At 42.6% G+C, this 22,419-nt stretch carries 14 protein-coding genes; 8 read left to right on the top strand and 6 right to left on the bottom strand.

What is annotated here, in order from left to right; all coding sequences use genetic code 11:
• Positions 1–310 precede the first annotated feature (310 nt).
• From P0M28_RS18330 to P0M28_RS18315, 4 genes are all read left to right on the top strand, one after another.
• Positions 311–3,580, top strand: a complete 3,270-nt coding sequence (locus P0M28_RS18330; RefSeq protein WP_302204096.1) for a PA14 domain-containing protein — start codon at positions 311–313, stop codon at positions 3,578–3,580.
• A gap of 140 nt (positions 3,581–3,720) precedes the next feature.
• Positions 3,721–4,683 (top strand): YihY/virulence factor BrkB family protein, encoded by a 963-nt coding sequence (locus tag P0M28_RS18325; RefSeq protein WP_302204095.1) that lies wholly within the window; start codon positions 3,721–3,723, stop codon positions 4,681–4,683.
• A 56-nt stretch (positions 4,684–4,739) separates the two neighbouring features.
• Complete coding sequence (locus tag P0M28_RS18320) at positions 4,740–4,901, top strand: hypothetical protein (protein ID WP_302204092.1); 162 nt, start codon at positions 4,740–4,742, stop codon at positions 4,899–4,901.
• An 83-nt stretch (positions 4,902–4,984) separates the two neighbouring features.
• Entirely contained in the window at positions 4,985–5,437 is a 453-nt protein-coding gene (locus P0M28_RS18315; protein ID WP_302204091.1) for a cytochrome B, read from the top strand.
• Between the two features lie 75 nt (positions 5,438–5,512).
• On the opposite strand, the gene P0M28_RS18310 is transcribed toward P0M28_RS18315, so the two are convergent.
• Positions 5,513–6,955 (bottom strand): DASH family cryptochrome, encoded by a 1,443-nt coding sequence (locus P0M28_RS18310; RefSeq protein ID WP_302204090.1) that lies wholly within the window; start codon positions 6,953–6,955, stop codon positions 5,513–5,515.
• Between the two features lie 152 nt (positions 6,956–7,107).
• Between P0M28_RS18310 and P0M28_RS18305 the strand changes: the two genes are divergently transcribed.
• Both P0M28_RS18305 and serA read left to right on the top strand, forming a co-directional pair.
• Positions 7,108–8,043, top strand: coding sequence for a mechanosensitive ion channel family protein (locus tag P0M28_RS18305; RefSeq protein ID WP_302204089.1), 936 nt, complete (start codon positions 7,108–7,110; stop codon positions 8,041–8,043).
• Positions 8,015–9,922 carry a phosphoglycerate dehydrogenase gene (gene serA / locus P0M28_RS18300; RefSeq protein ID WP_302204087.1) on the top strand — a complete coding sequence of 636 codons (1,908 nt, stop codon included), beginning with the start codon at positions 8,015–8,017 and terminating at the stop codon, positions 9,920–9,922. The genes P0M28_RS18305 and serA overlap by 29 nt, the downstream gene beginning before the upstream one ends.
• A 49-nt stretch (positions 9,923–9,971) precedes the next feature.
• On the opposite strand, the gene P0M28_RS18295 is transcribed toward serA, so the two are convergent.
• Positions 9,972–11,276: a cation:proton antiporter domain-containing protein gene (locus tag P0M28_RS18295; RefSeq protein WP_302204085.1), complete on the bottom strand. Its 1,305-nt coding sequence runs from the start codon at positions 11,274–11,276 to the stop codon at positions 9,972–9,974.
• Between the two features lie 640 nt (positions 11,277–11,916).
• Between P0M28_RS18295 and P0M28_RS18290 the strand changes: the two genes are divergently transcribed.
• Positions 11,917–14,142, top strand: a complete 2,226-nt coding sequence (locus P0M28_RS18290; protein ID WP_302204083.1) for a heparinase II/III domain-containing protein — start codon at positions 11,917–11,919, stop codon at positions 14,140–14,142.
• A gap of 102 nt (positions 14,143–14,244) precedes the next feature.
• Here the strand turns inward: P0M28_RS18290 and P0M28_RS18285 are convergent, their stop codons facing one another.
• The gene (locus P0M28_RS18285) at positions 14,245–16,179 is read right to left on the bottom strand and encodes an alginate lyase family protein (protein WP_302204081.1); all 1,935 of its coding nucleotides are present in this window, start codon (positions 16,177–16,179) and stop codon (positions 14,245–14,247) included.
• A 446-nt stretch (positions 16,180–16,625) separates the two neighbouring features.
• Between P0M28_RS18285 and P0M28_RS18280 the strand changes: the two genes are divergently transcribed.
• Positions 16,626–18,287, top strand: a complete 1,662-nt coding sequence (locus tag P0M28_RS18280; RefSeq protein WP_302204079.1) for a heparin lyase I family protein — start codon at positions 16,626–16,628, stop codon at positions 18,285–18,287.
• Between the two features lie 288 nt (positions 18,288–18,575).
• On the opposite strand, the gene P0M28_RS18275 is transcribed toward P0M28_RS18280, so the two are convergent.
• From P0M28_RS18275 to P0M28_RS18265, 3 genes are all read right to left on the bottom strand, one after another.
• On the bottom strand, positions 18,576–19,580 hold the full coding sequence (locus P0M28_RS18275) for a glycosyltransferase (protein ID WP_302204078.1): 1,005 nt from the start codon (positions 19,578–19,580) through the stop codon (positions 18,576–18,578).
• Between the two features lie 150 nt (positions 19,581–19,730).
• Positions 19,731–20,957 (bottom strand): phenylacetate--CoA ligase family protein, encoded by a 1,227-nt coding sequence (locus tag P0M28_RS18270; RefSeq protein WP_302204077.1) that lies wholly within the window; start codon positions 20,955–20,957, stop codon positions 19,731–19,733.
• Positions 20,958–21,040: 83 nt separating this feature from the next.
• Positions 21,041–22,123 (bottom strand): glycosyltransferase family 4 protein, encoded by a 1,083-nt coding sequence (locus P0M28_RS18265; RefSeq protein ID WP_302204075.1) that lies wholly within the window; start codon positions 22,121–22,123, stop codon positions 21,041–21,043.
• Positions 22,124–22,419: the final 296 nt, after the last annotated feature.

Below are 22,419 nucleotides of genomic sequence, written 5' to 3'. Positions count from 1 at the left end.
TTAAGTGCAATTATTTTTATTACTTAGATTAGTACAATTTATCTATATATAATCATATTGATACATAAAAAATATAAATTGACACGATTTTTTATCGGAATGAGTCAATTCAAACTGTATATATTTTAATTCACACGAAATACAAATAGCAGTAATAACTGCAATTTATTAAATTATTACAATAACAGCATTCTGAATCAATTGGGAATAAATCTGGCCTACTAGGCTACGGTTTTTGTGATGCTAGTGTCCGAAAGCGACAGACCTACTGACGCTAAGGAAACAAGATCAACACTAAATTTTTCAATTGATGAAGACGAATGTTTGGAGAAATACCACAAAAACCCCACTATCGCGTACGTCGGCAGTGCGCCTATTTACTTTATTAGTAGTTTATCTACTATTCTCATACAACGCCTTCTCTACTACTCCGTTTCGTACTACTGATAATAACCAGTCGTACGCAATTCCAGTAGACAATGGCGGATACCAAATTACCTTCATTTTCAGCAAAACATCTGAAATGAGAAGCGGCGGTATCTCCGTAGAGGTCGAAAATAATCAAATTATTAATAGTCTGGATGGTCACGCGTTTTCAGGAGGGGAACACTCCTTTTCTGTAGAGCGTACCGTAACCGTTAACGATGGCGTACTAAATATTGAGTACAGCTCACCTGTGGCCAAACTTGCTTTCTTCCTAAAGAAAACAGAAGCATCGGCTAGCCCTACGTATAACGACCCACCAGTTGTACAACTTATTCAACCATCAGATGCTGCTTACGTAGCAGGAGATGATATTACTTTAGTAGCCGAAGTTAGTGATAGCGATGGCAGAATCACAAAAACTTCTTTTTGGGTGGACGGAAAGCAAGTTGATGAGCAGTCTGTTTCAATTGAACAAGGATTCGTTACCTACACTTGGCCATCAGTTCCAGCCGGGACGTATCAGATTCAAGCGAGAGCGCAGGATGACGAAGGGGAAATAACTACCTCATCAGCAATATCTTATGAAGTAACAACGGAAGATAATGCTTCCCCATCGCCCGGGGCACCTGGATCACCCACTCCACCTACTGCCGATATAGGCGAACCAGGTGTATACTATAGCTACTACGTGGGCGAGTGGCCTGCTCTTCCCAATTTTGACCAACTTACCCCCACCAGTCAAGGGACCCTATCAAACTTTACCTTTGACCCCGCTATTGGAAAACTTTACACTATGGGCTTTGTCTATGAAGCGTACCTACTAATTGAGCAAGCGGGTGAGTACACCTTTTATGTGAATGCCAACGATGGTAGCAACTTCTACCTGGATGGCCGCGAGATTATCAACAACGATGGCCGCCGAGCCGAAGCCCAAGAGAAGTCGGGCAGCGTTCAACTATCGGCTGGCTACCACCCCATTCGGTTGACCTTCTTTGAGCGATGGGGGCCACAAGTACTGGAAGTCCGGTATCAGGGGCCAGGAGTATCATTACAAGCTATTCCTGATGATAAGCTCTTCCTCCAAGCACCCACTGAAGCTCCCATTCCTAACCTACCTCCGGTAGTAGACGCTGGTAACGACATTGAGATAACACTGCCTCAAGCAGAAATATCGCTGGAAGCAACAGCTACCGACGAAGACGGTACAATTGCTAGTTATCAATGGAGTAAGATTGGAGGAGAAGCAGTGATTGTACAGCCCAATGCTGCTACCACTAGTGTTACAGGCTTACAGGAAGGTGTTTATCAGTTTGTGATAGCGGTACAAGACGACGCGGAAGCCATTTCTACGGATACGGTAAGCGTGGTTGTGAACGCTGCTCCTATAGTTGATGATCCAATAGTAGAGGATAAAGAACCTAGGTTAAACTATGCATACTACGAAGGGCAATGGAGAACGCTCCCTGATTTTAGTCAGCTTTCGGCAGTGGAGGTAGGAACTACCTCTAACTTTAGCCTTAGTGAGCGAAAGAAGGATGAATTCTTTGGGTTTGCCTTTACTGGTTACATTGATATTCAAACTGCCGGAACGTATCAATTCTATACTGCATCTGATGACGGTAGCGTGCTGTACATTGACGGACAGAAAATTGTAGATAATGATGGGCGTCATGCGAAGCAAGAACGGTCAGGATCAGTAGACCTGACGAAAGGGAAGCACCCCATTCGTGTGGAGTTCTTCGAGCATCGGGGACGAGCAATCTTGGAGGTAAGTTACGCTGGTCCCAGTATTAACAAAATGCTTATTCCGGATGAAGTACTTTCGCTAGAGGGTGATCCGGTAGTTGAAAATCCTCAACCTCCGGTAGCTGATATAGGCGAGCCGGGTGTATACTACAGCTACTACGTGGGCGAGTGGCCTGCTCTTCCCAATTTTGACCAACTTACCCCCACCAGTCAAGGGACCCTATCAAACTTTACCTTTGACCCCGCTATTGGAAAGCTTTACACTATGGGCTTTGTCTATGAAGCGTACCTACTAATTGAGCAAGCGGGTGAGTACACCTTTTATGTGAATGCCAACGATGGTAGCAACTTCTACCTGGATGGCCGCGAGATTATCAACAACGATGGCCGCCGAGCCGAAGCCCAAGAGAAGTCGGGCAGCGTTCAACTATCGGCTGGCTACCACCCCATTCGGTTGACCTTCTTTGAGCGATGGGGGCCACAAGTACTGGAAGTCCGGTATCAGGGGCCAGGAGTATCATTACAAGCTATTCCTGATGATAAGCTCTTCCTTCAAGCACCCAAAACAGAATCTGTAAAAAAAGGGGAGAAAATTCACGTGAACTTTCATCGGGCAGGTCGTGATGTAGCAGACAACTGGAATAACATTCATCGGTCTACCAATGCTGCCCTATTAAAAAATATTGATGGTACATCTTCGGCGATCACCCTAAAATTAGAAACCGCTTGGGATGGTGACAACCGAAAAGGTTATGCCACCGAGAATAATAGCGGAAAGTACCCTGATGCCGTAACCCGCTCATATTTCTGGACACAAGGACAAGAAGTAATAACGCTAAATGGAGCGTCACCAGATAAAGTTTATAGCTTCACGTTCTTTGCTAGCTCTATGTTTGGTGGCAATAGAAATGCAACTTACCGCATTGGCAATCAAGAGGTTACCCTCAATGCTTCGTACAATGAGGAAGAAACTGTGACGATTAGTAATGTACGACCAGCAGCCAACGGTCAAATACAAATTGACGTTAGCCGAGTGGCGGGTGCAACCTACGGCTTTATAGGCGCACTAGTTATTGAAAGTACGGGAGCTCCAACCCCAGTAGCACGGCAGGAAAGTACTCCGAAGAAGGGGGCTAGCCTAACTTCTCAAATAGAGGAACCCCAATTGCTGGTTGCCCAGCCGGAGATTAATATTTATCCAAATCCGTCTATTGGTATCATCCATATTAAAACTGAGTATCCAGGAAATTACTGGATTAGTGATATACAAGGCAATACCTTCAAAACGGGCACGCTGAATAAGCAAAAGGCTCAGTCGCTAAACCTTACCGACTTGCCCAAAGGAGTTTATTTGGTGCGAACGCAAACCAATAATCACTGGAATACTCAGAAGATTGTTATACAATAAATAACGTACGTTTGTGTTGTGGTAAAAAGTGCTGAATGTTTATTCGGCACTTTTTGCTTTATTGCAGTTGTAAACAGATACTCGCACAGTTACGATAGTCCGGGTATTCGCTGTACAGTCAAATGTAGACAAATGCTGAAATGAAGCGTTGGCAAGAATACTGGGGAAGGATTAAGAAAACCGTAGGAATGCGGTTGCTCATTGATACCTACAAGGGGTTTCAGCACGATAACCCTATGCTCTACGGAGCATCTATTGCTTTCTACATGATCTTTTCTCTACCGGCTCTACTGATTTTTGCAGTATATATTGCTGGTATAATCTACGGCGAAGAGGCAGTAAAGGGAACATTGTATGAGCAGATATCCACCCACGTAGGCGAAGGCATTGCTAAGCAAATTCAGAATATTCTTCGTAATGTTAATCTCAATGAGTCAGGTGCAGTAGCCAAAACTATTGGTTTCGCTACGCTAATTTTTAGTGCTACTACCGTATTTGTTAATATTCAGTTAGCCCTAAACGAAATCTGGGGCGTTCGGGCCAAACCCCGCCGAGGCTGGCTTAAACTGATTGTAGATCGCCTGTTTTCTTTTGTAATTGTAGTAAGCCTGGGGCTAATTCTCATTGCTATTCAAATTATTGATCTAGCATTGAAGGTCTTTGAAGAGTTCATTCCTCAGTTTTTGTCAGATTATACAGTGTATCTCATGCAACTGGCCAGCTTAACCATCAGCATTGCTATTGTGACTTTGGTATTTGCCCTGGTATTCAAATTACTGCCCGACGCGGTAATTCGCTGGCGTGATGTATGGGTAGGTTCATTGGTTACTACGGTTTTGTTTGTGCTAGGAAAAGAATTGATTGGCTTATATCTAACTACCAGCAATTTATCTACTTCCTACGGTGCCGCTGGCTCGCTGGTCATTCTGTTGATCTGGATCTATTATTCGGCGGTCATTTTTCTGGTTGGAGCTGAATTTACCAAAGCCTATTCTCATCATGTGGGCGATACCATTATTCCTAAAAAGAACGCAGTACAGGTAATTAAGCAAGAAATAGAGCGGGAACCGGAGCCAGAAAAAATTTCTACGGAATTGACCTAAAATACGCAACTTTTCTTCCGGCTTTACGATTAGTATGCTTGTATAATTTTACTGATATGATAACAATTCTTTCTTATATTTTCTTAGCCCTGTATTTGGCGGGAGTGCTTTATACGTTGGGAATGTTTTTCTATTTGATGCTGAACCAGCAGGCAAGGGTACCAAACCTACCTACTAAGCATCGGCGACTTAATAAATTTATTCGCAAAGCAGCATAGATAAAACCGAAGCGGTCTTTTCAGGCCGCTTTTTTTGTGATTAATGAGTTTTAACTAGCTTTACACTTACTAAACTTTTCCGCATGTATATTGGCCTTCTTCACCTTCACTCTACCCTGCGCTACGTAGTAGTCATATTGCTTATTGCTGTCATTATTAAAGCTTTTTTAGGCTGGTCGGGTAACAAAACTTTTACAGAAACCGACCGAAAACTAGGCTTATTCACCATGATTTCGGTACACCTTCAGTTGGTAATCGGCCTCATTTTGTACTTCATCAGCCCGGTAGTGCAAAGTGCATTGGCTGATATGGGAGCAGCTATGAAGAATACGGAGCTGCGCTTTTGGGCTGTAGAACACATTGCTACCAATATCATCGGTATTATTTTAATTACCATTGGTTACTCTACCGCCAAACGGGCTGCTACCGATAAAGCGAAGTTTATGCGTACTGCTTTGTTTTATCTGATTGGTTTTGTGCTGATTATGTCCGCTATTCCCTGGCCCTGGAGCCGAGTAGCCCGAGGCTGGTTCTAAGTAATGATTGATGAAATGATGAGTAATGAATAATTACCGTTTTATTGACCACTAATCATTCGTCATTATTCATTATCAATAAAGCCATTTACTGAATGCTACTAATGGCCTTGGGTAATCTTCTCCCAACCGAACGCCCATGCTAGCCAGCTCTGGTTGAGGAATCTCGGTAGGGTAGTGTATTTTCTTTCCGCGCACATCAGATAATTCAGGAATCCAGTGGCGAACGTACTCGCCCTGGCCGTCGTAGCGCTGAGCTTGACTCATAATATTGAAGTAACGATTCTCCCGCGGATCATTGCCCACTCCGGCCATGTAGTTCCAGTTGCACCAGTTGCTACAAACATCGTAGTCAATCAAAATTGACTCAAAGAACAACGCTCCCCAGGTCCAGTTTACTTTCAGGTCTTTTACTAAAAAACTCGCTACATTCTGCCGACCACGGTTCGACATAAACCCCGTGGCGTTGATCTCGCGCATGTTCGCATCAATAAAAGGCACCCCCGTTTTGCCGTTTTTCCACTTATGAAACAAGCCAATATCGTTGCGAAGGTCCGGGCTTTTATCCTGAATCCCACCAAACTGAAAGATGCTGTTGCCGTATTTTTTGGCTATAAACCGGAAGTAATCGCGCCAAAGCAGCTCAAAAACTAGCCAGTAGGTTGATTTGTTCTTCACCCGCTGCTGCTCGTAGCGTTTTACTTCTTCGTAAATTGTTCGGGGTGAAAGCGATCCGTTGGCTAGCCAAGCTGAGAATTTAGATGAATAATCGGCTCCCAACATCCCATTTCGGGTCTCCTTATAATTTTTCAGGCAGTCTCTCTCCCAGAAGTATTCATCTAGTCGCGCCAACCCGGTGGTTTCCCCTCCCTTAAAAGCTAAAACAGCCCGTTTATCAGCCTCAACCGGGAGTAGGCCTAGTTGATCTAAAGTAGGAATATCGCCCGCGGTAATTGAGGCAACATTGTTCAACGCATCGGGAGCAGGCACCGTATTTCTCACCTGAGTAGTTTTCTCTGCTTCTCGCCTGAACTGAGAGAAAATGTCAGGCACATTATTGATAGGCCAGGGAATATCGTCCACGTGCAGTAGGGTAGACTGCCAAATAAGTTCTAGTTCAATGCCCAGAGGCGACAGCCGGTCTCCCATTTGCTTTTCTACTGAGCGTTCTTCGGAAGTTACTTCCTTGCTGGCAAGCACTTTAGAAGCACCCACTTCTTTGGCTAACTGAGGAATAACGGACTCGGGCACACCTTGTCGGACGATAAGATCAGAACCAATAGCCTGAAGATTATCGCGGAGATTTTGCAGTGATTCTACTAAGAATTGAGCCCGGTATGAATCTGTTTTAGGAAATTCCAACTCGGTTTCGGCAAAATGCCGAGGATCAAAGCAGTACACCGGATAAACTTTATCAGATTTACGGATTGCTTCGGTTAAAGTAACATTATCGTGTAAGCGTAAGTCATTCCTGAACCAAACTATCGCAGCATCAGTCATATCTTTCTGTTTAGTCATTAATAATAATAGTTAAACAATTATTGCTGAGTAAAGTTTTCCCGCGCAGTAGTTTTGACTTACTGCACGTTAACATGCTCTCAAACTGCCTTTTGCGGGAAAAATATTTCGCTCTGCTATACTAACTTTGCTTTTTCCCTAACTTTGCCTTGATGGAAGAGCCAGTGCAAACCGTATGGGAGCAGATAAAAGAGTGGGTGCTCATGGTCTATGGGTGGTTCACCTACGATTTATTTGAACTATCGGGGCGTTCGTTCGACCTTCTCGATATCATTTTCTACGTGGCTAGCCTTGTCTTTCTGGTAATTCTTTCCGGAAGGTTTCGGAATATTCTTTCCGATAAGATTTTAGCCCGGTATAACTTAGATATTGGGGTTCGTCAGTCTATTGGTACCATTGTTCGCTATCTGGTGTTGGTATTGGGGATTTCTATTATCATCCAGTCGGCGGGTATTGATCTTAGCTCATTAACGGTATTAGCTGGTGCACTTGGGGTTGGGCTGGGTTTTGGCCTACAGAACATCGCTAATAATTTTATCTCGGGATTAATTATTTTGTTCGAACGGCCCATTAAGGTAGGCGACCGCATTGAGGTGGGTGATGTTAATGGCGATGTAGTGAATATTTCGGCTCGAGCCACTACCGTTATCACTAATGATAATATCTCTATCATCGTGCCTAATTCCGAATTTATCTCTTCGCAGGTGATTAACTGGAGCCATAACGACCGACGGGTGCGCTTCCACTTTCCGATAGGAGTTTCTTACAGCGAAAATCCGCAGAAGGTTAAAGATTTGCTGATGGAGGTAATGGGTGAGCATCCGGGAATACTGAAGAATCCTCCGCCCGACGTTTGGTTCACCGAATTTGGCGATAGCTCGCTCAACTTTGATATGATGGTCTGGACCTCCATGTACGTACAACGCCCCCAAGCCCTGAAGAGCCAACTATACTACTCGGTTTTCAAAAAATTTGGCGAACATAATGTTGAAATTCCGTTTCCGCAACGCGATTTGCACATCCGTAGCGGTGAACTGCCCGTAGAACTAAAAAATCATAATGGAATCAGTACGCAGCAAACCGATTAAGTACTTTGTTTTCGACTTCGACAGTACGTTTACCCAAGTGGAAGCATTGGATGTGCTGTGCGAGATAGCGCTGAAGGACAACCCAAAACGCGAAGAGGTTTTAGCCGAAGTAAAACGCATCACCAACTCCTGCATGAACGGCGAAATTTCTTTTCGGGAATCGCTGGAAAGTCGACTGGCATTACTTCCGGCTCACCAAGATCATTTACCGGAGCTAGTAGAAAAGCTGCAAAAAAGCGTATCACCCTCGTTTGAACGCAACCGAGAATTCTTCAAGAATTTTTCAGACCGAATTTACGTAATCTCCAACGGGTTTAAAGACTTTATTCTTCCGGTGATTCGTGAGTACGGTATTGCCGACAGTCATGTGTTTGCTAATGAGTTTACCTTTGATGACGAAGGCAACATCACCGGTTTTGATGCCTCCAATCTCCTCTCCACCGATGAGGGCAAAGTAGCTGTAATTCGCGACTTAGACTTAAACGGAGATGTATACGTGATTGGCGATGGCTACAATGACTATAAAATTAAAGCAGCTGGTTTTGCCAATAAATTTTACGCCTTTACCGAAAATATTGAACGAGATGTGGTAATTGATAAAGCTGACCATGTTACTCCTTCTCTCGACGAATTTCTTTATCTAAACAAAATGAACACTGCCATATCGTATCCTAAAAATCGAATAAAAGTACTACTGCTGGAAAATATTCATCCTGATGCGGCCCGACGGTTGAAGGAGGAAGGCTACCAAGTAGAAACTCACGATGCAGCCCTGGATGAAGAAGAACTGGCTGAGAAAATAAAGTCGGTATCGGTGCTGGGTATTCGCTCTAAAACGCAAGTAACCGCCAAGGTGCTAGAAAATGCAAACCGATTGCTCGCAATTGGTGCCTTTTGCATTGGTACTAACCAAATTGACCTGACGGCCTGCTCTAAAAAAGGGATTGCCGTATTTAACGCCCCCTACAGCAACACTCGCTCGGTGGTAGAGTTGGCTATTGGTGAAATCATTATGCTGATGCGTGGCATCACTGATAAATCAGCGGGAATGCACCAGGGTATGTGGGGGAAGTCGGCCAAAAACAGTAATGAAATCCGGGGGAAGAAACTTGGTATTGTAGGCTACGGAAATATCGGTTCGCAGCTATCGGTTCTGGCCGAAAATATGGGGATGGATGTGTACTACTACGATATTGTGGACAAACTAGCCCTAGGTAATGCCACTAAGTGTAATTCGCTAGAAGAGTTGCTCGGCCAAGTAGATGTGGTAACCCTGCACGTAGATGGCCGAGCTGACAATAAGCAATTCTTTGGAGCTAATGATTTTGCTGCTATGAAGCCCGGAGCACTTTTCTTAAACTTAAGTAGAGGATTTGTGGTAGATGTAGCGGTTCTGAAAGAACATATTCTTACTGGGCGCATCCGGGGAGCTGCGGTAGATGTATTTCCTGCCGAACCTAAAAGTAATGAAGAAGAATTTGTATCGGAGCTGCGAGAATTGCCTAACGTTATTCTCACCCCCCACATTGGCGGAAGCACCGAAGAAGCTCAAGAAAATATCGGTGAGTTTGTACCAGGGAAAATTATGGAATATATCAACACTGGAAGTTCCTTCCTCAGCGTGAACTTTCCTAACGTGCAACTTCCGTTACTGCAAAACGCCCATCGGCTCATGCACATCCACCACAACAAACCGGGTGTGCTAGCAAACATCAGCCAAGTGCTCCTAAAGTATCACATCAACGTGGTGGGGCAGTATCTCAAGACCAACGAAGATATTGGCTACGTCATCATCGATATTGACAAAGCCTACAGTGATGAGGTGATTAAAGAACTTCGGGCCATTGAAAACACCATTCGCTTCCGAGTACTTTACTAATGAATAGCTGACAGTGGATAATGGATAAATCACTATCACCTTTCCATTGTCAATTTTCAATTGCTTGCTGCTCCTGCTGGGCTTCGGGTTCGCTGGTCTCAATCTTCTCAATTTCTTTGTCCACTTCTTGCCAGTAATTAGAAGCAAAATCATCGTAGGGAGTAATTTTAGTACCGCTTAGTACTAGTGCTAACGTCATAGCGATGCTAGAAAGAATAATCACGAACAGCAATACGCCCGTATTAAAACCCTCCAGCTCCATTTCAGCCGGAATAGCAAAAAATAGGAGAATGGTGATTAGCCCCCGAGGGGCGATGAATAGCTGCGGTAGAATGTCTTTCCGAATAAAAATTTTCAGCAGAATAAAGCGTAGACCAAAAATAAGAACCAGTAAACTACCGCTTACCATCGCTACTTTCATATCTAAAATGGTAGCAATGGTAATAGTCATACCGAAGATAACAAAAAAGAAAGTTCGTACTACAAAGGCCGATTCCATGGTAATCAGCCGGAAATTATTCAGGATGCTGCTAACCGCGCGACCATTCACCAACCGTTTTAATTTGCCAAAGAAAAACAGCTTAAAGTTGTTGAGTACTAAGCCAAAAATCAGAATGATGATGAGAGAAGAGAGGTGAAAGAGCTTGCCCACTGAGTAAAGCAACAGTAGTACGGCAATTAGCAGAAACAGCTTCACGTTGGTATCTAATTTCTGAAATAGTAGCACTAGTCCGTAGCTAAGTACTACCGACAGTCCAATAGTCAGGAAAATGTTACTAACTACTGACCAGACAATGGCTGTGGTAGATTCAGTTTCGGCATTACCCAGTAGAAAGTAGAAAAACATAATGCCCAGAATATCGGAGAAAGTGGCTTCGTACACCATAAATTCCCGGGTATGTTCATCCTTCAGCCCGCCTACACTCGGAATAACAATAGCACTGCTAATAATTGCGAGGGGAACGGCATACACCAGTGAGAGGAAAAACGAACCCCCGTAAGCATACTGAATAATATAAGCCCCTGCCAGAGCCGCTCCTACCAACGCAATAAGAGCTACAAGAAAAGATTTCCAAATAATTGGCCAACGGTCAGCTTCTAGTTCCAGGTCAAGGGCGGCTTCCAGCACAATCATGGTCAATCCTACAATGCCTAAGATCTCGAGTACCGGAATCAGATTGTCGCCCACCGGAATGCCCAGTACTTCTGCACCGTACTTCATGCCTAACCCCAAAACAATCAGCAGCAGTACACTGGGAATATTGGTTTTATGAGCAATTAGGTTAAATAAATACGAAAAAATGATGATAAGTGAGGTAGCAATTACCGCTACGTAGGCGTTAAACTCAGTCATACAGGATACTTCTTCTGAATATTACCTGCAAAACGCATGAATCAGCAGTAAAGTTATGAAATACATTTAGTTACCAGCCGAGCCTACCGTAGGTTATGAGCAGCCTTTCCATAAAACTATCTTTTATTGATGTAGCTTGTCACCCATGTTCCTAAAAGGATTTTCAGATTTTTTTGAAGTATAAAAACATTCTTAAGAGGCAACAGTGTAGATTAGCGTAAAATACTAACGTTGCTTTTTTGCGGGTTTAAGAAAAATATGGTGGTAGGTTATAGCAAGGTGAGAATCGCTCTCTTTACAAAAGTTTTATCATTGTGATGCAGTAGCACCCTACTTTTACAAAAGCGAAAAACGGCAAAGTAATTGTTAATTTACGGTTGTTCCTAGCTATTCTTACGGAAGTACTTTATCTTTTGATAGACAGAAATTTGGCAATATACAATTCATAACATCCTGATACTAAAGTGTGTAGATGGGAAGCTCAGTGTGACTTTAGCATTATTTAGCACTGAACATTGAAAGCTCGCCTAATTCCTTACTACCCGCTCAGACAGCTAGATTGGTAAAATCAGTAAGGGGAACAACATTTGAATAGGTAATTGATGTTGGCCTTATGTTAGGAATATAAACAGAAGTTGGTATGAAATTAAAGCATTATATTTTAGTACTCTTACTTGTCTTTTTGGGCAACGACCTTAAAGCTCAGTTGCTTACCAGTCCGCCCCCAGTACCTTCGGGGCACCCTCGAGTATTTATCACCCCACAAGACTTACCAGAGTTACGTGATAAGCGTAACCACCCAGATTTTCGGGGCATCTGGTCCCAAATCAGAAACAATGGCCAACCCATTGCTCAAGCGTTAACCTACTTACTTGAAGGAGATGAACGAAAGGGGCGAGCGGCTATTGATGGAGCCTACAACGCACTTAGAAAAACAACTAGCAATGGCTTACGCCTAATGAATGAAGTTTTTTTGGGAGCCTGCGTATACGATTGGTGTTACCCTTTAATGTCCAATACCCAAAAGCAAAATTTCATTAGGGAGTTTTCTCGAATCCATAACTTACACCCTCCTTATTGGCCAGCTACTGGTGGGCATGGCACCATCGTAAGCCATAATACTTCGGGCTGGTTCTTTAATCAGTTACCGGCAGGTCTAGCCATTTATGATGAAGACCCTAAAGTATGGAATCGAGCCTCGAAATTATTCTTTGACGAATTTCAGGAAGTTAGAAATTTTGCCTTTAAATCGCACTTATCTCACCAAGGGTGGTACGTAAGCACCCGTACTAGTCATATGGTGCTGGCGGGCTTCTTATTTAATAAGATGAGCGGTGGCAAAGATGTTTGGGTGGATGATTTTGAGCAAATGGGGTACATGCTAGCCTACTTTATGCGCTCAGACGGGCAAATTATGAGATTAGGTGACACTAAAAATGATTCTTGGGCCTATGAATTTCATAACATTTTTTTAGACGGATTAGCAAATTATTATAACAACCCTTACATAGCTTCCTTGTCTGATCACCCGCTCTTTAAATCATATAATTCGCTGCGCGATGATCTTTTTGGAAAGTTTTTACTGCGGCCCGTTGATCTGGGAAGAAAATCGCTAGAGTCTTTACCAAAAACCAAATACTTTCCTGAGCCAGTAGGAGGCGAAATGGTAGCTCGAACCGGTTGGTCAGTAACTAACCGCAATGCCGATGAAGCGATTGTAAATATGAGAATTGGACAATACTACTTTGGCGGGCATCAGCATAAGGATTTCGGTACCTTCCAAATTTATTACAAAGGAAACTTAACCGGCGACAGCGGTATGTATGGTGGCTCCAGAAGTAGGTTCAGTTCAACCTACTGGAAAGATTATTATCGGTCAACCACCGCACACAACGGTCTGATTATTATGAACCCGAACGAAAAATACAGTGGAGGGGGTTGGACCAATACTCGGGTAGACGGAGGTATGCGATGGCCACTAAACAATGATGTTCAGCCGGATGATATGAATGCGCTGCTCAACCCCAGAAACGGGTACGAATATGCCAATATCATTGCACATGAATTTGGTAGTGATACCCAAACTCCTGAATACAGCTATATTTCAGGCGACTTAACCAAGGGGTATAACTATTCTAACAAGGCCAATCCCGATAAGGTAAGTAAGGTTACTCGCTCTATGGTCACCTACAACACTAGTGACGAGGATCATCCAGCAGTATTTGTAGTATTTGATCGAGTAGTATCTACTAACGCCTCATTTAAGAAAGCATTTCTACTCCACAGTATGGGTAAACCATCCATCTCAGGTAATCAGGCTACCCTGAATGCCAAGAATGGCTATGCGGGTAAACTGGTTTCTTACACTATTTTACCAGAAAAACCTCGGATCAACATCGCCCCAGGTCACTCAATCGGAAGGACTACCTACGATCCGGGAACAAAAAGCGACCGCGCTTACGAAGATATGCAGTTCCGAATAGAAGTGTCGCCCTCTCAAGCGAGTAAAGAAGACTTCTTTTTACATTCTATGATAGTGATGGACAAAGGTGTAGAACCTCCGCTAGCTACGCAAATTAGGGCAGACCAGCTAGTTGGAGTTAAGACGCTAGACCACGTTACTATGTTCAATAAGGAAACTACTTTGTTAAGTGATGCTTCATTTCACTTAGATGGCGAAGCTGAAAAAACATTTAAAGTATTAATGGCTGATGTAATGCCAGGCGAGTGGATTGTTGAGCGTGATGGTACCTTTGTGTCGAGCGCAATTGCTACTGAGCAAGGAAAAAGTATCTACTTTGAAACCCAGCCGGGCGAGATTCATATCAGACTAATTTCATCAGCCCCTAGTGCTATGGAAAAGTAGTGCTCGAGCAAACAAGCTTAACAGCGAGCGGAGTAGTGCATACTATTCCGCTTTTTTATTTTCCATCAGCCAGAAGAGTATGTGTTTAGTAAAATAGCGCAGCTATGCTCTCACCACTAGTTTGGTAACCAATGTTATTGTTCCAGAGAAAGTGGCCTTTCCATAAAGTACCGAGGTGGGTTCTTTAACCCTGAACGAAGGCGAGTACCAACCTAAAATGGGGTCGGTTTGCCCGCGCACTTCCTGAGCATTTATAGCTGAATCAAATTGTACCTCTAATGTTCGAGCCTGAGTATGTTGAAGGCAAAATTGATGATCGTTGGTTTTTTCTACCTGCACCTCAGGGTGCAAGTGCAGCGGAAATTCCAGTGAGTACGCTTGAGAAGAGCGACCCGAAAGATTGTCGGTGATTGTTATTGTATTAGTCTGTTTATCAAGAACCAAACTACGACGGTGGGTTAACCCTAATTTTTTATAGCCATTGTGTTCGGCTACTACGGTATCTTGCTGGTGGGTAGTTTCACTTTTAATAACTTTGGGGTGGTAGTGCTCAATCCACATAGTGGGACCAGTACTTTTAGCCTGATCGGTATGATTAACTCGGATGGTATTATGAGCCAATGTCCCGATAAAATAATTGCGCCACTCGGCATCAGTATGGTACGTATACGTACCCGCATCCGTAATAATGGGGTACCCATCTATATGTACATCAAAGGCTAGTGCATCGGCGTGGCCGTGAGCAGCAATTGATAAAAAGCCCAGTGGGGCTGCATCCATATGGATGTATATTTCTTCTTTTCCCTGCTGCTTACGCAGAAAGAAGTGCCCCTCCTCAGTATATAACCTCGATGGCTGATTTGTTGAACTAGCTTCTACTCGGTCAAAAGCTTGTTTTCCTTGATCTCCGAACAACACCGCATTTTTGGTATCCCAACCCGCTGATTTATTTTTCCAGTGACTGTTGCCAAACAACACAATCCCCGAGGTGAGCAATGATTTAAAGTTGTCAGGATGCCCACCTTCTAGTAGTATTACTTTCCCATCATCCTCATCACCGTAATAAGGGATGTTGCCCCGTACATCCATCATCTGAAAGATGTAATCCAGTATCTGTTCTAACTTATTTTGGTAACCCCCAGAAAAAGGATTGTCCGTAGCACCTGCTACCACAAACGGAATCAGAAAAAAGTCAGTGATAAACTGAATGTACTCCGCGGCTTCTTCCTTGTTTATGCCGTTGGCTGAGTGCTGGAGAACGATTTCTTTTTCCAAACCAGCCTTGGCATCACGTAACCATTTCTCAGACTCAGCAAATTTCCAATACGAAGCTGCCACAAACAAACCGGCATATTCGCTAATCAAATGATTATTGGCCGAAGAGTAATAGGAAGGGTTCTGGTGACTGTACAAACAGTGAAGATAGATAGTAGGCACCCACTGTTCTTCTACAAATTTCTTAAACTGGTCATTACGCTGGATGAGCAAACTTACGTCAAATAGCTCCCAGCAAAAGAACCATACAATGAGCCGAATATTTACTTCTATGTTACTGTACCAGTTTACCCCCACCAAATAAGGGTTATCATCAATCCACGACTGAACGATGGTCTGGAACTGCTGTAGAACTTCTTCATTGTGAGTAGCGCGGTACTGAAGCCCCAGCAATGGTAAAAATTGCAGCCGATTAACTTCCCATACATGCTTAGCGCTACCATATTCGCTGGTTCTAATGTTAATATCTTTAGCAAATGTCTTAGGAAATCGGCTTTGCGATGAAATATCTAGGTGCCAGTCGATGGGTTGGTTATAGTAAAAGTCTTGACCGAAAATAGGTATAAACGGTTCTTTGCTTTCAAAATCAATGTCCTCTATCGGTAAAATCGCTTTAGGTAGGTGTAGTAACTGCTTTTCTCTAGGGAAGTAGCCCTGCTGAGATTGCCGCTCCTGTCTTTTCTGCCAATATTGGGCTGCCCGATAACCAATCTCCGGAATAGACATGGTACGTAAGCGATGGTAATACCAAGACAACGGCATAAATACAACTAATTTAAATATGGAATGCTTCTGAATTTTCTAGCGCAATGCCTCCTCTCTCGGTGCGAATAAAGGTAAATTTGAAAAGGCAGCAAAATCTGTTTCATTTGATTATAGATTATCATATTGAAAAAAAATTCTCAAATCAATTAAAACGTTTTAGATAGTAAAGCTACTATTAGAGATTGCTTTACTATTTTTTATGAAATATAGCTTAATCCGTAACTTATACTCTATCAAGAGTAACTATCGGTCTTGTTGTATGGAGGTTTTAATGAGTTATATTTAATATAATTTTATTTAAATAAATCAGTGAAAAAAATTTAATACAGCCTAAGAATATTATCTGCGATTGCAAATTTTAGCACACCGTAGTGTTCTTTTGTACAGTATGTGTTTAGAGTAGAGGGTTCGTAAAAATTTCAATAAAATTCTAATCCGAACCCATGAAAAAATTTTATTTATTATTCCTGATAGCTGCATCGCTCTGCTTCACTCAGTGCGCGGAAGAAGAGTTATTTACGGAAAACAGTTTAACCACAGATATTCAGCTTAGCTCAGCGCGAACGCAAAGCACAACTGTTCCTGAGATTACCAAGGTTAGTGTAAATGGCTCTAAAGTAACTATTGAGTTTACTAATTTTGGCGCACCCAGAGGCCCAGAAGGTGGCTTTGAGCTAATGATTGATGGGAAGAGAACGTATACTAAAGTGACCCCACGCTTGTATTCTTCTGATAAGAATGTGAAGATGACCTTCAATTCAAGCTCGCCTAACAAGACGTATCATATCTATGCCCGTTGGAACAGCGGCTACCGGCGTTCTAATGGCATGAAGCCTGGAGCAGATAATACGTCTAGCTCTCCTCCTCCAAGCGATGATAAGAAAGATGATGATAGTGATGCTGGCGATGTTAAACGCCCATCTGATGTTACCAGACCAGTAGTCAGCAAGGTTTCATTCAATGGGTCAAGAGTAACACTTGAGTTTGTGAATTTTGCATCACCCCGACAGCCAGAAGGTGGTTTTGAGCTAATGATCGATGGTAAGCGAACGGGTACTAGCATTGTTCCTCGCTTATACTCTAGAGACAAAAACCTGAAAATGGTGTTCTCTATTTCCAACCCTGATGATCGGTGTTACCAAATTTATGGTCGTTGGGATAGCGGTTACAAAGGCTCTGCTAAAGTCTGCGAAGAAGGTGGCAGCTCCTCAGGAGGGGGTTCATCTCCACCAAGTGATGATAAGGATGACAGCGACGATAAGAAAGATGACAACACCGGTGATAACTCTGGACTACCCAGTGGTTTACCTAGTTTGAAGTTACTAAAGCGATATGAGTTTAATAGCAACTTTGGTAAAAATGTAAACCAGTCAAGAGATGGGTTGAGAATTCACCACCTTGGGCATACCAAAGGGAAAGTTGTGAGAGAAGGAGGAGAAGGTGCCTATCACTTCAGAATTACTCCCGGCAGCCGAAGCAGTAAGAATTTTCGCCAGGAACTTGTACCCAGAGATTTACCAAGTCCTTATTTCCGGCAAGGGTTTAGAGCAAGATGGGGTCAGGAGTATGTTTTTCAGATGCGAACGAAGCTTAGCAAGAATTACGAGATTGGCGATGGTTACATCAGCTTTGTGAGTATGAAAAATGACTATAATGTTAGAAGAGAAGGCTCGTATACGATGCACTTTGAAGGAGATCACTTTTTCTTACGCCATATGTACGCCACTCGATCTGGGGTGGGTAGCCAAGGAGCCACAGCAAAACCTTTTCGTTATAGTGCCACCGGTGAAAGAATTTACTCAGGTAGAGACTACCACCCTACCCGCCGAACGGGTTCTGGATATGATAAACTTCAGGATGATTTCGGGAAGTGGGTAACTTGGACTTTTCACGTAAAGTGGAGCTACGGATCAAACGGCTTTTTCAGAGTGTACAAAAATGGTAAGCTATTCCATTCGTACCGAGGGCCTAATAGCTACAAAGACGGAGATGCTCCATACTTTAAGTTTGGCCTTTATAACTCGTGGTGGAAAAACGGAAACAAAACGGGGGCAAACCTACAAGAGATGTACGTTGATTACCTAAGAGTATACGTGCCCAAATAAAAAATACGCTAGAAGTAGCTAAGCACTAGCTTACGCAGACATTAGGTACCAGAAATAAAACCTCCTTGTTTAGATAGTCTGATCTACTAAACAGGAGGTTTTTTGCATTACGGAGCTTACTCGAAATTGCAGTAGAGTAGAGCTTGTATGTTACGGAATCTGTGAACTACAAAAAGAAAGTAGCGGTGGTAATTGATAGCTAATGCAGCCCACTATTTTGCTAGAGTTGCAAAACTTCTTATCTAGAGTATTTATAGAGAGTACATCTGCTAACAACTAACGTTTTTTTTACTGCAACGATAGTATATCATCTAACCGCTTCGCAATAGCATCGTGACTAAAATTTTCTTGATACGCGCGAAAAGCCTTCTCTTTTAAGTGATTCATAGTATCAGGGTTCTCTTCCAGGTAAGCTACCATACTTGCCAAGTTTTGCTCTTGTTTATCGTATAGTAGTGCAGATGTGTTATGGGTAACATACTCCCGCACTGAAGGGTAATCTGATGCAATGATTGTTTTGGTATTCCTCATATAGCTCAGCAACACCATCTGCCCCGAAGCACCTGCATCGGCCTTCTTGAGTGGTACAATACACGCCTTTGCCTGTACCAAGTAGCTAATAAAGTCTTTTTTATTTACGTCCTTCAGTATTTTAATATTATCAGGTACCGCTACGTCCAAATCGTGGTTGTGTTTAGACCCAATAATCACTAACTCTTGGTTGCTTCTGCTAAACACATCAATAAGCGAGGCATAGTCACGATTGGTATATCCGCCCGCGAAGTAATAGTTTTTAAGTGGTACAGTGTTTTTTTCAACATCTTTTCCCCAGTCGCTATACGGTAAAACTTGTATTTTCTCGGGGGAAATACCCATGCGTTTCGCGTAAATATCTTTCTCGTAAAACGCATTTACAATGTACGTTTCCCGCTTCAAAGAGGTAAGGCGTAGCAGTAGGGCAAAGTATCGGTACAGCTTGGGTTCGTGTATCTGAAAGCCAAGCCAATAAAACTTATTACAAGATACGATACCCAGTTTAATGAGCAGCCGTAACGATAGAGGAATCCAACCAGTAGAAATGATAATATCAGCACGAGAAAACTTCTTTCTATGCTTCAAAACATACCAAGCGTACGAAACATTATCAGTCAGTATCTTGAGCTTACTCTTGATTCTTTTAGACCGATGAGCGTACAAAAATACATCCTGAAAATTGTGCTGATTAATTAAGTAGTTACAATGAGGTGGATAGGAGTTTTGGTCAATTCGAGCTATAATTCTCTTCGAGTACATTTTCAACTAGGCGTTATGCTTTATAAAAAATTTTCTGTGCACTAGGATGATGTAGAAATCAGCCCCAAACCGTAGCCTGATGAATATCTGGCGTGAAATTTTTATTGGTATGGCAACCTAACCCTGGTGTGCACCTATGGCGAAAGTATTTCAATAAGATGAGGATATTTTTTCCTTATACAGAATCTGTTCGTTAGAGATATTGTTTATCACTAACTTATATTTTCCCGATTTACTGAGCTTAATATCATCTTTGTCAACCTTATTGATTATGTAAGATACATCATTACCAACTCTAGCAATAAGATTGTTGGTGAGGCTTTTCTCATTTTTTTCACTAAAATCTGCGCTAGGTACAATATTTAATATGAATGAGTCTTTTTTGCTCTGCTCAAACTGGGCAAAATCAATGTTACGAACACCCTTAAAAATCACATCTAACCGCCCTACTTGGGTACCATCGGGAAGGTGTAGCACATCATCGTCCCGGCCATTGATCTTTTTTATGTTAACTCTTTCTTGATAAGAAACCCGAGGGGTTTCAGGTACAATAATATCCCCGATCTGATAGCGAATTAGCGGAAATGATGTATTAATTAGCCCGGTGGTAATGGTACTATCTTTCCGATACTCATTGATTGAATACAGCGGCAGTTCGTCGTACCCACTATGCTTACTTTGCATGAGGGCAATTGTTCTTTCCGCGTTTCCGTACCAATCTTGCACATTACTGCCAAATACCTGTTCAAACTTTTCCCGCTGGAAGTCGTATAGTGTCTCCGATGACGTAAAAATATAAGGAATATGCACCTCCTTATTTAAGTTATTAGCCAGAGTAGCCAGAATATCAACAGAACTTGGATAAGCTAATAGGGCATAGGGAGAAAATTCGGCGATTTTGTCCAAGAAAAGCCGGGCATTTTTTTCGCTCAGGTTATAGCTCGATAAATACAATGTGTTAGAAGGAGTATCGTAGCGATATAACTCGTCTCTACCTAAATCCCCTCGCATAGATACGGTCTTCATTCCCGGCCAATAGCCACACCGAGTTCGCTGGGCCCAAATGTATGCCCCTTCTTCTAATACACAGCGGTAGTTGCGGTACACCACCAGCGGACTGCCTGAGGTGCCACTAGTATATCCTTTAGCCATGAGCAGGCGATTGCCAATTTTCAATTCATCAACCTGATCTCTTATATCTTCTTTTCTAATGACCGGAAGCTTATGCAGATCATCGATAGATTTTATTGTTTGTATATCGACACCGTGTTTAGCGTAAAGTGTACGGTAGAAGTGGGAGCGTTTTGCTGCGTAATGTACCAACTGGACAAAGCGATCATTTTGGCGCCGAGCTAGCACGCTATAGTCCTCTTCCAAGTTTTGGGAAGCCTCAGAAAGCATTTTCTGAAACAACCAATTATATCTTAAAAAGAAATCTACCTTGGATTTGAAGTACTTTATCATCGCTTTACCTTCTTTCTTTCGGTAGCAAACTGAAAGGCATTCCAGAAGCCCTGATACATATTGTGGATATCACCCTCAGTTTGAATTACTTCCTGAGCCTTCGCGGACATTTGAGCACGTAAAGCATCATCCTGTAGAATGTGTAGCACCTTATCCCGGTAATCTCCCTCTTTCGATATGTCAGCAATATAGCCATTTTGACCATCTTTTAAATACCAAACCTCAGGAGATTGTCGCACATTGGTTGTTACGTAGGGCACCCCCCAGTGAAAGGCTTGGTTGATGGCAAGTCCGCTACGGCCAGGAATGGTGAATACGTCAGATAATTTTACCAGCTTATTAAAAGCTACTTGGTCAGAAATCTCCCCCACGTACGTAATAGCCGGACTACGGTCGACCACTTCTTTTACCCAAGAGGGCAAGTCTCGCAAACCGGCCAACACAAGCCCTATTTCTTGATCGGTACGTCCGTCAAAAATATCTAATAAAAGATCGAGGCGGCGGCGCAGCGTAGTACTAGCTGCGAACAAAACCACTTTCTTGTAGGGTAGCTCCCACTCCTTCTTAAGCTCTTCTTTGGACTGAGTAATAGTAGGAAAGCTACGTAAGTTAAGAGTATTGTAGCCAATATGAACCTTCGGGTGGTTCTTAGATTTGATATACTGCTTTTCGGCGGGTGAATAAAGTACGATAGCATCTGCCAAATTGTGCAGATAGCGATACAGTATATTCTTATACCAATTATCCGGGTCTTGTAAGTTTACGCCGTGGTTCCAGTAGATTACCGGAATATCCTGAATCTTCAGCCAATGAATCATTGGCCACATAATCCGATCTTTCAAGTGCATAAATACAATAACAGCCGCAGGTTGCTTTTCTTGAATAATTGCCTTGTATTTAGAAAAGCTAGGGGATTCTATTTGGCACTCAAACTCAAAGTGAGGATCAAAGTTGGGCTGCTGCTCTGTAGCCAGCACCGAAAAATTGTAGCCTTCTTTAAGAAATTCCTGATGAAAGTAATTATAGATGGGTACACGATAGTGAAACAATCGATTGGATAGCAGAACGATATTATTCATGTATTTTCTTTTTACTTAGAACTCTTGTTCGCAGTGGCTATACGAGCCGTGTATTATTACCCTCTATACTATTTCTCTGGTCAAAGATAATACCAATATCTTATTTATTAGGTAGGGAAGAAAGTCAAGAAGAGTAGGGTACATATCTATAGTGCTACAAACTCAGCACTTTAGACGTTAGTTTTAGTATAGTTAGCAGTTTGTACCTGCCTTTGTCCTAAGCGCGTATCTTACTCTTGCATTTGATAATAAAATGTAGACATTCTCCCCTATCTCTCATTGTACGTTTTACTCGC

The sequence above is a fragment of the Tunicatimonas pelagia genome, assembly GCF_030506325.1.
GTDB lineage: Bacteria > Bacteroidota > Bacteroidia > Cytophagales > Cyclobacteriaceae > Tunicatimonas > Tunicatimonas pelagia.
Note: the sequence above shows the minus strand (reverse complement) of the source record. Positions and strands in the feature narration are given on the sequence as shown.

Coding starts and splice junctions, on each gene's coding strand:
- P0M28_RS18280 (WP_302204079.1), top strand. CDS start 16,626: ATGAAAAAATTTTATTTATTATTCCTGATAGCTGCATCGCTCTGCTTC.
- P0M28_RS18305 (WP_302204089.1), top strand. CDS start 7,108: ATGGAAGAGCCAGTGCAAACCGTATGGGAGCAGATAAAAGAGTGGGTG.
- P0M28_RS18325 (WP_302204095.1), top strand. CDS start 3,721: ATGAAGCGTTGGCAAGAATACTGGGGAAGGATTAAGAAAACCGTAGGA.
- serA (WP_302204087.1), top strand. CDS start 8,015: ATGGAATCAGTACGCAGCAAACCGATTAAGTACTTTGTTTTCGACTTC.
- P0M28_RS18320 (WP_302204092.1), top strand. CDS start 4,740: ATGATAACAATTCTTTCTTATATTTTCTTAGCCCTGTATTTGGCGGGA.
- P0M28_RS18265 (WP_302204075.1), bottom strand. CDS start 22,123: ATGAATAATATCGTTCTGCTATCCAATCGATTGTTTCACTATCGTGTA.
- P0M28_RS18310 (WP_302204090.1), bottom strand. CDS start 6,955: ATGACTAAACAGAAAGATATGACTGATGCTGCGATAGTTTGGTTCAGG.
- P0M28_RS18330 (WP_302204096.1), top strand. CDS start 311: ATGAAGACGAATGTTTGGAGAAATACCACAAAAACCCCACTATCGCGT.
- P0M28_RS18285 (WP_302204081.1), bottom strand. CDS start 16,179: ATGCCGTTGTCTTGGTATTACCATCGCTTACGTACCATGTCTATTCCG.
- P0M28_RS18315 (WP_302204091.1), top strand. CDS start 4,985: ATGTATATTGGCCTTCTTCACCTTCACTCTACCCTGCGCTACGTAGTA.
- P0M28_RS18275 (WP_302204078.1), bottom strand. CDS start 19,580: ATGTACTCGAAGAGAATTATAGCTCGAATTGACCAAAACTCCTATCCA.
- P0M28_RS18290 (WP_302204083.1), top strand. CDS start 11,917: ATGAAATTAAAGCATTATATTTTAGTACTCTTACTTGTCTTTTTGGGC.
- P0M28_RS18295 (WP_302204085.1), bottom strand. CDS start 11,276: ATGACTGAGTTTAACGCCTACGTAGCGGTAATTGCTACCTCACTTATC.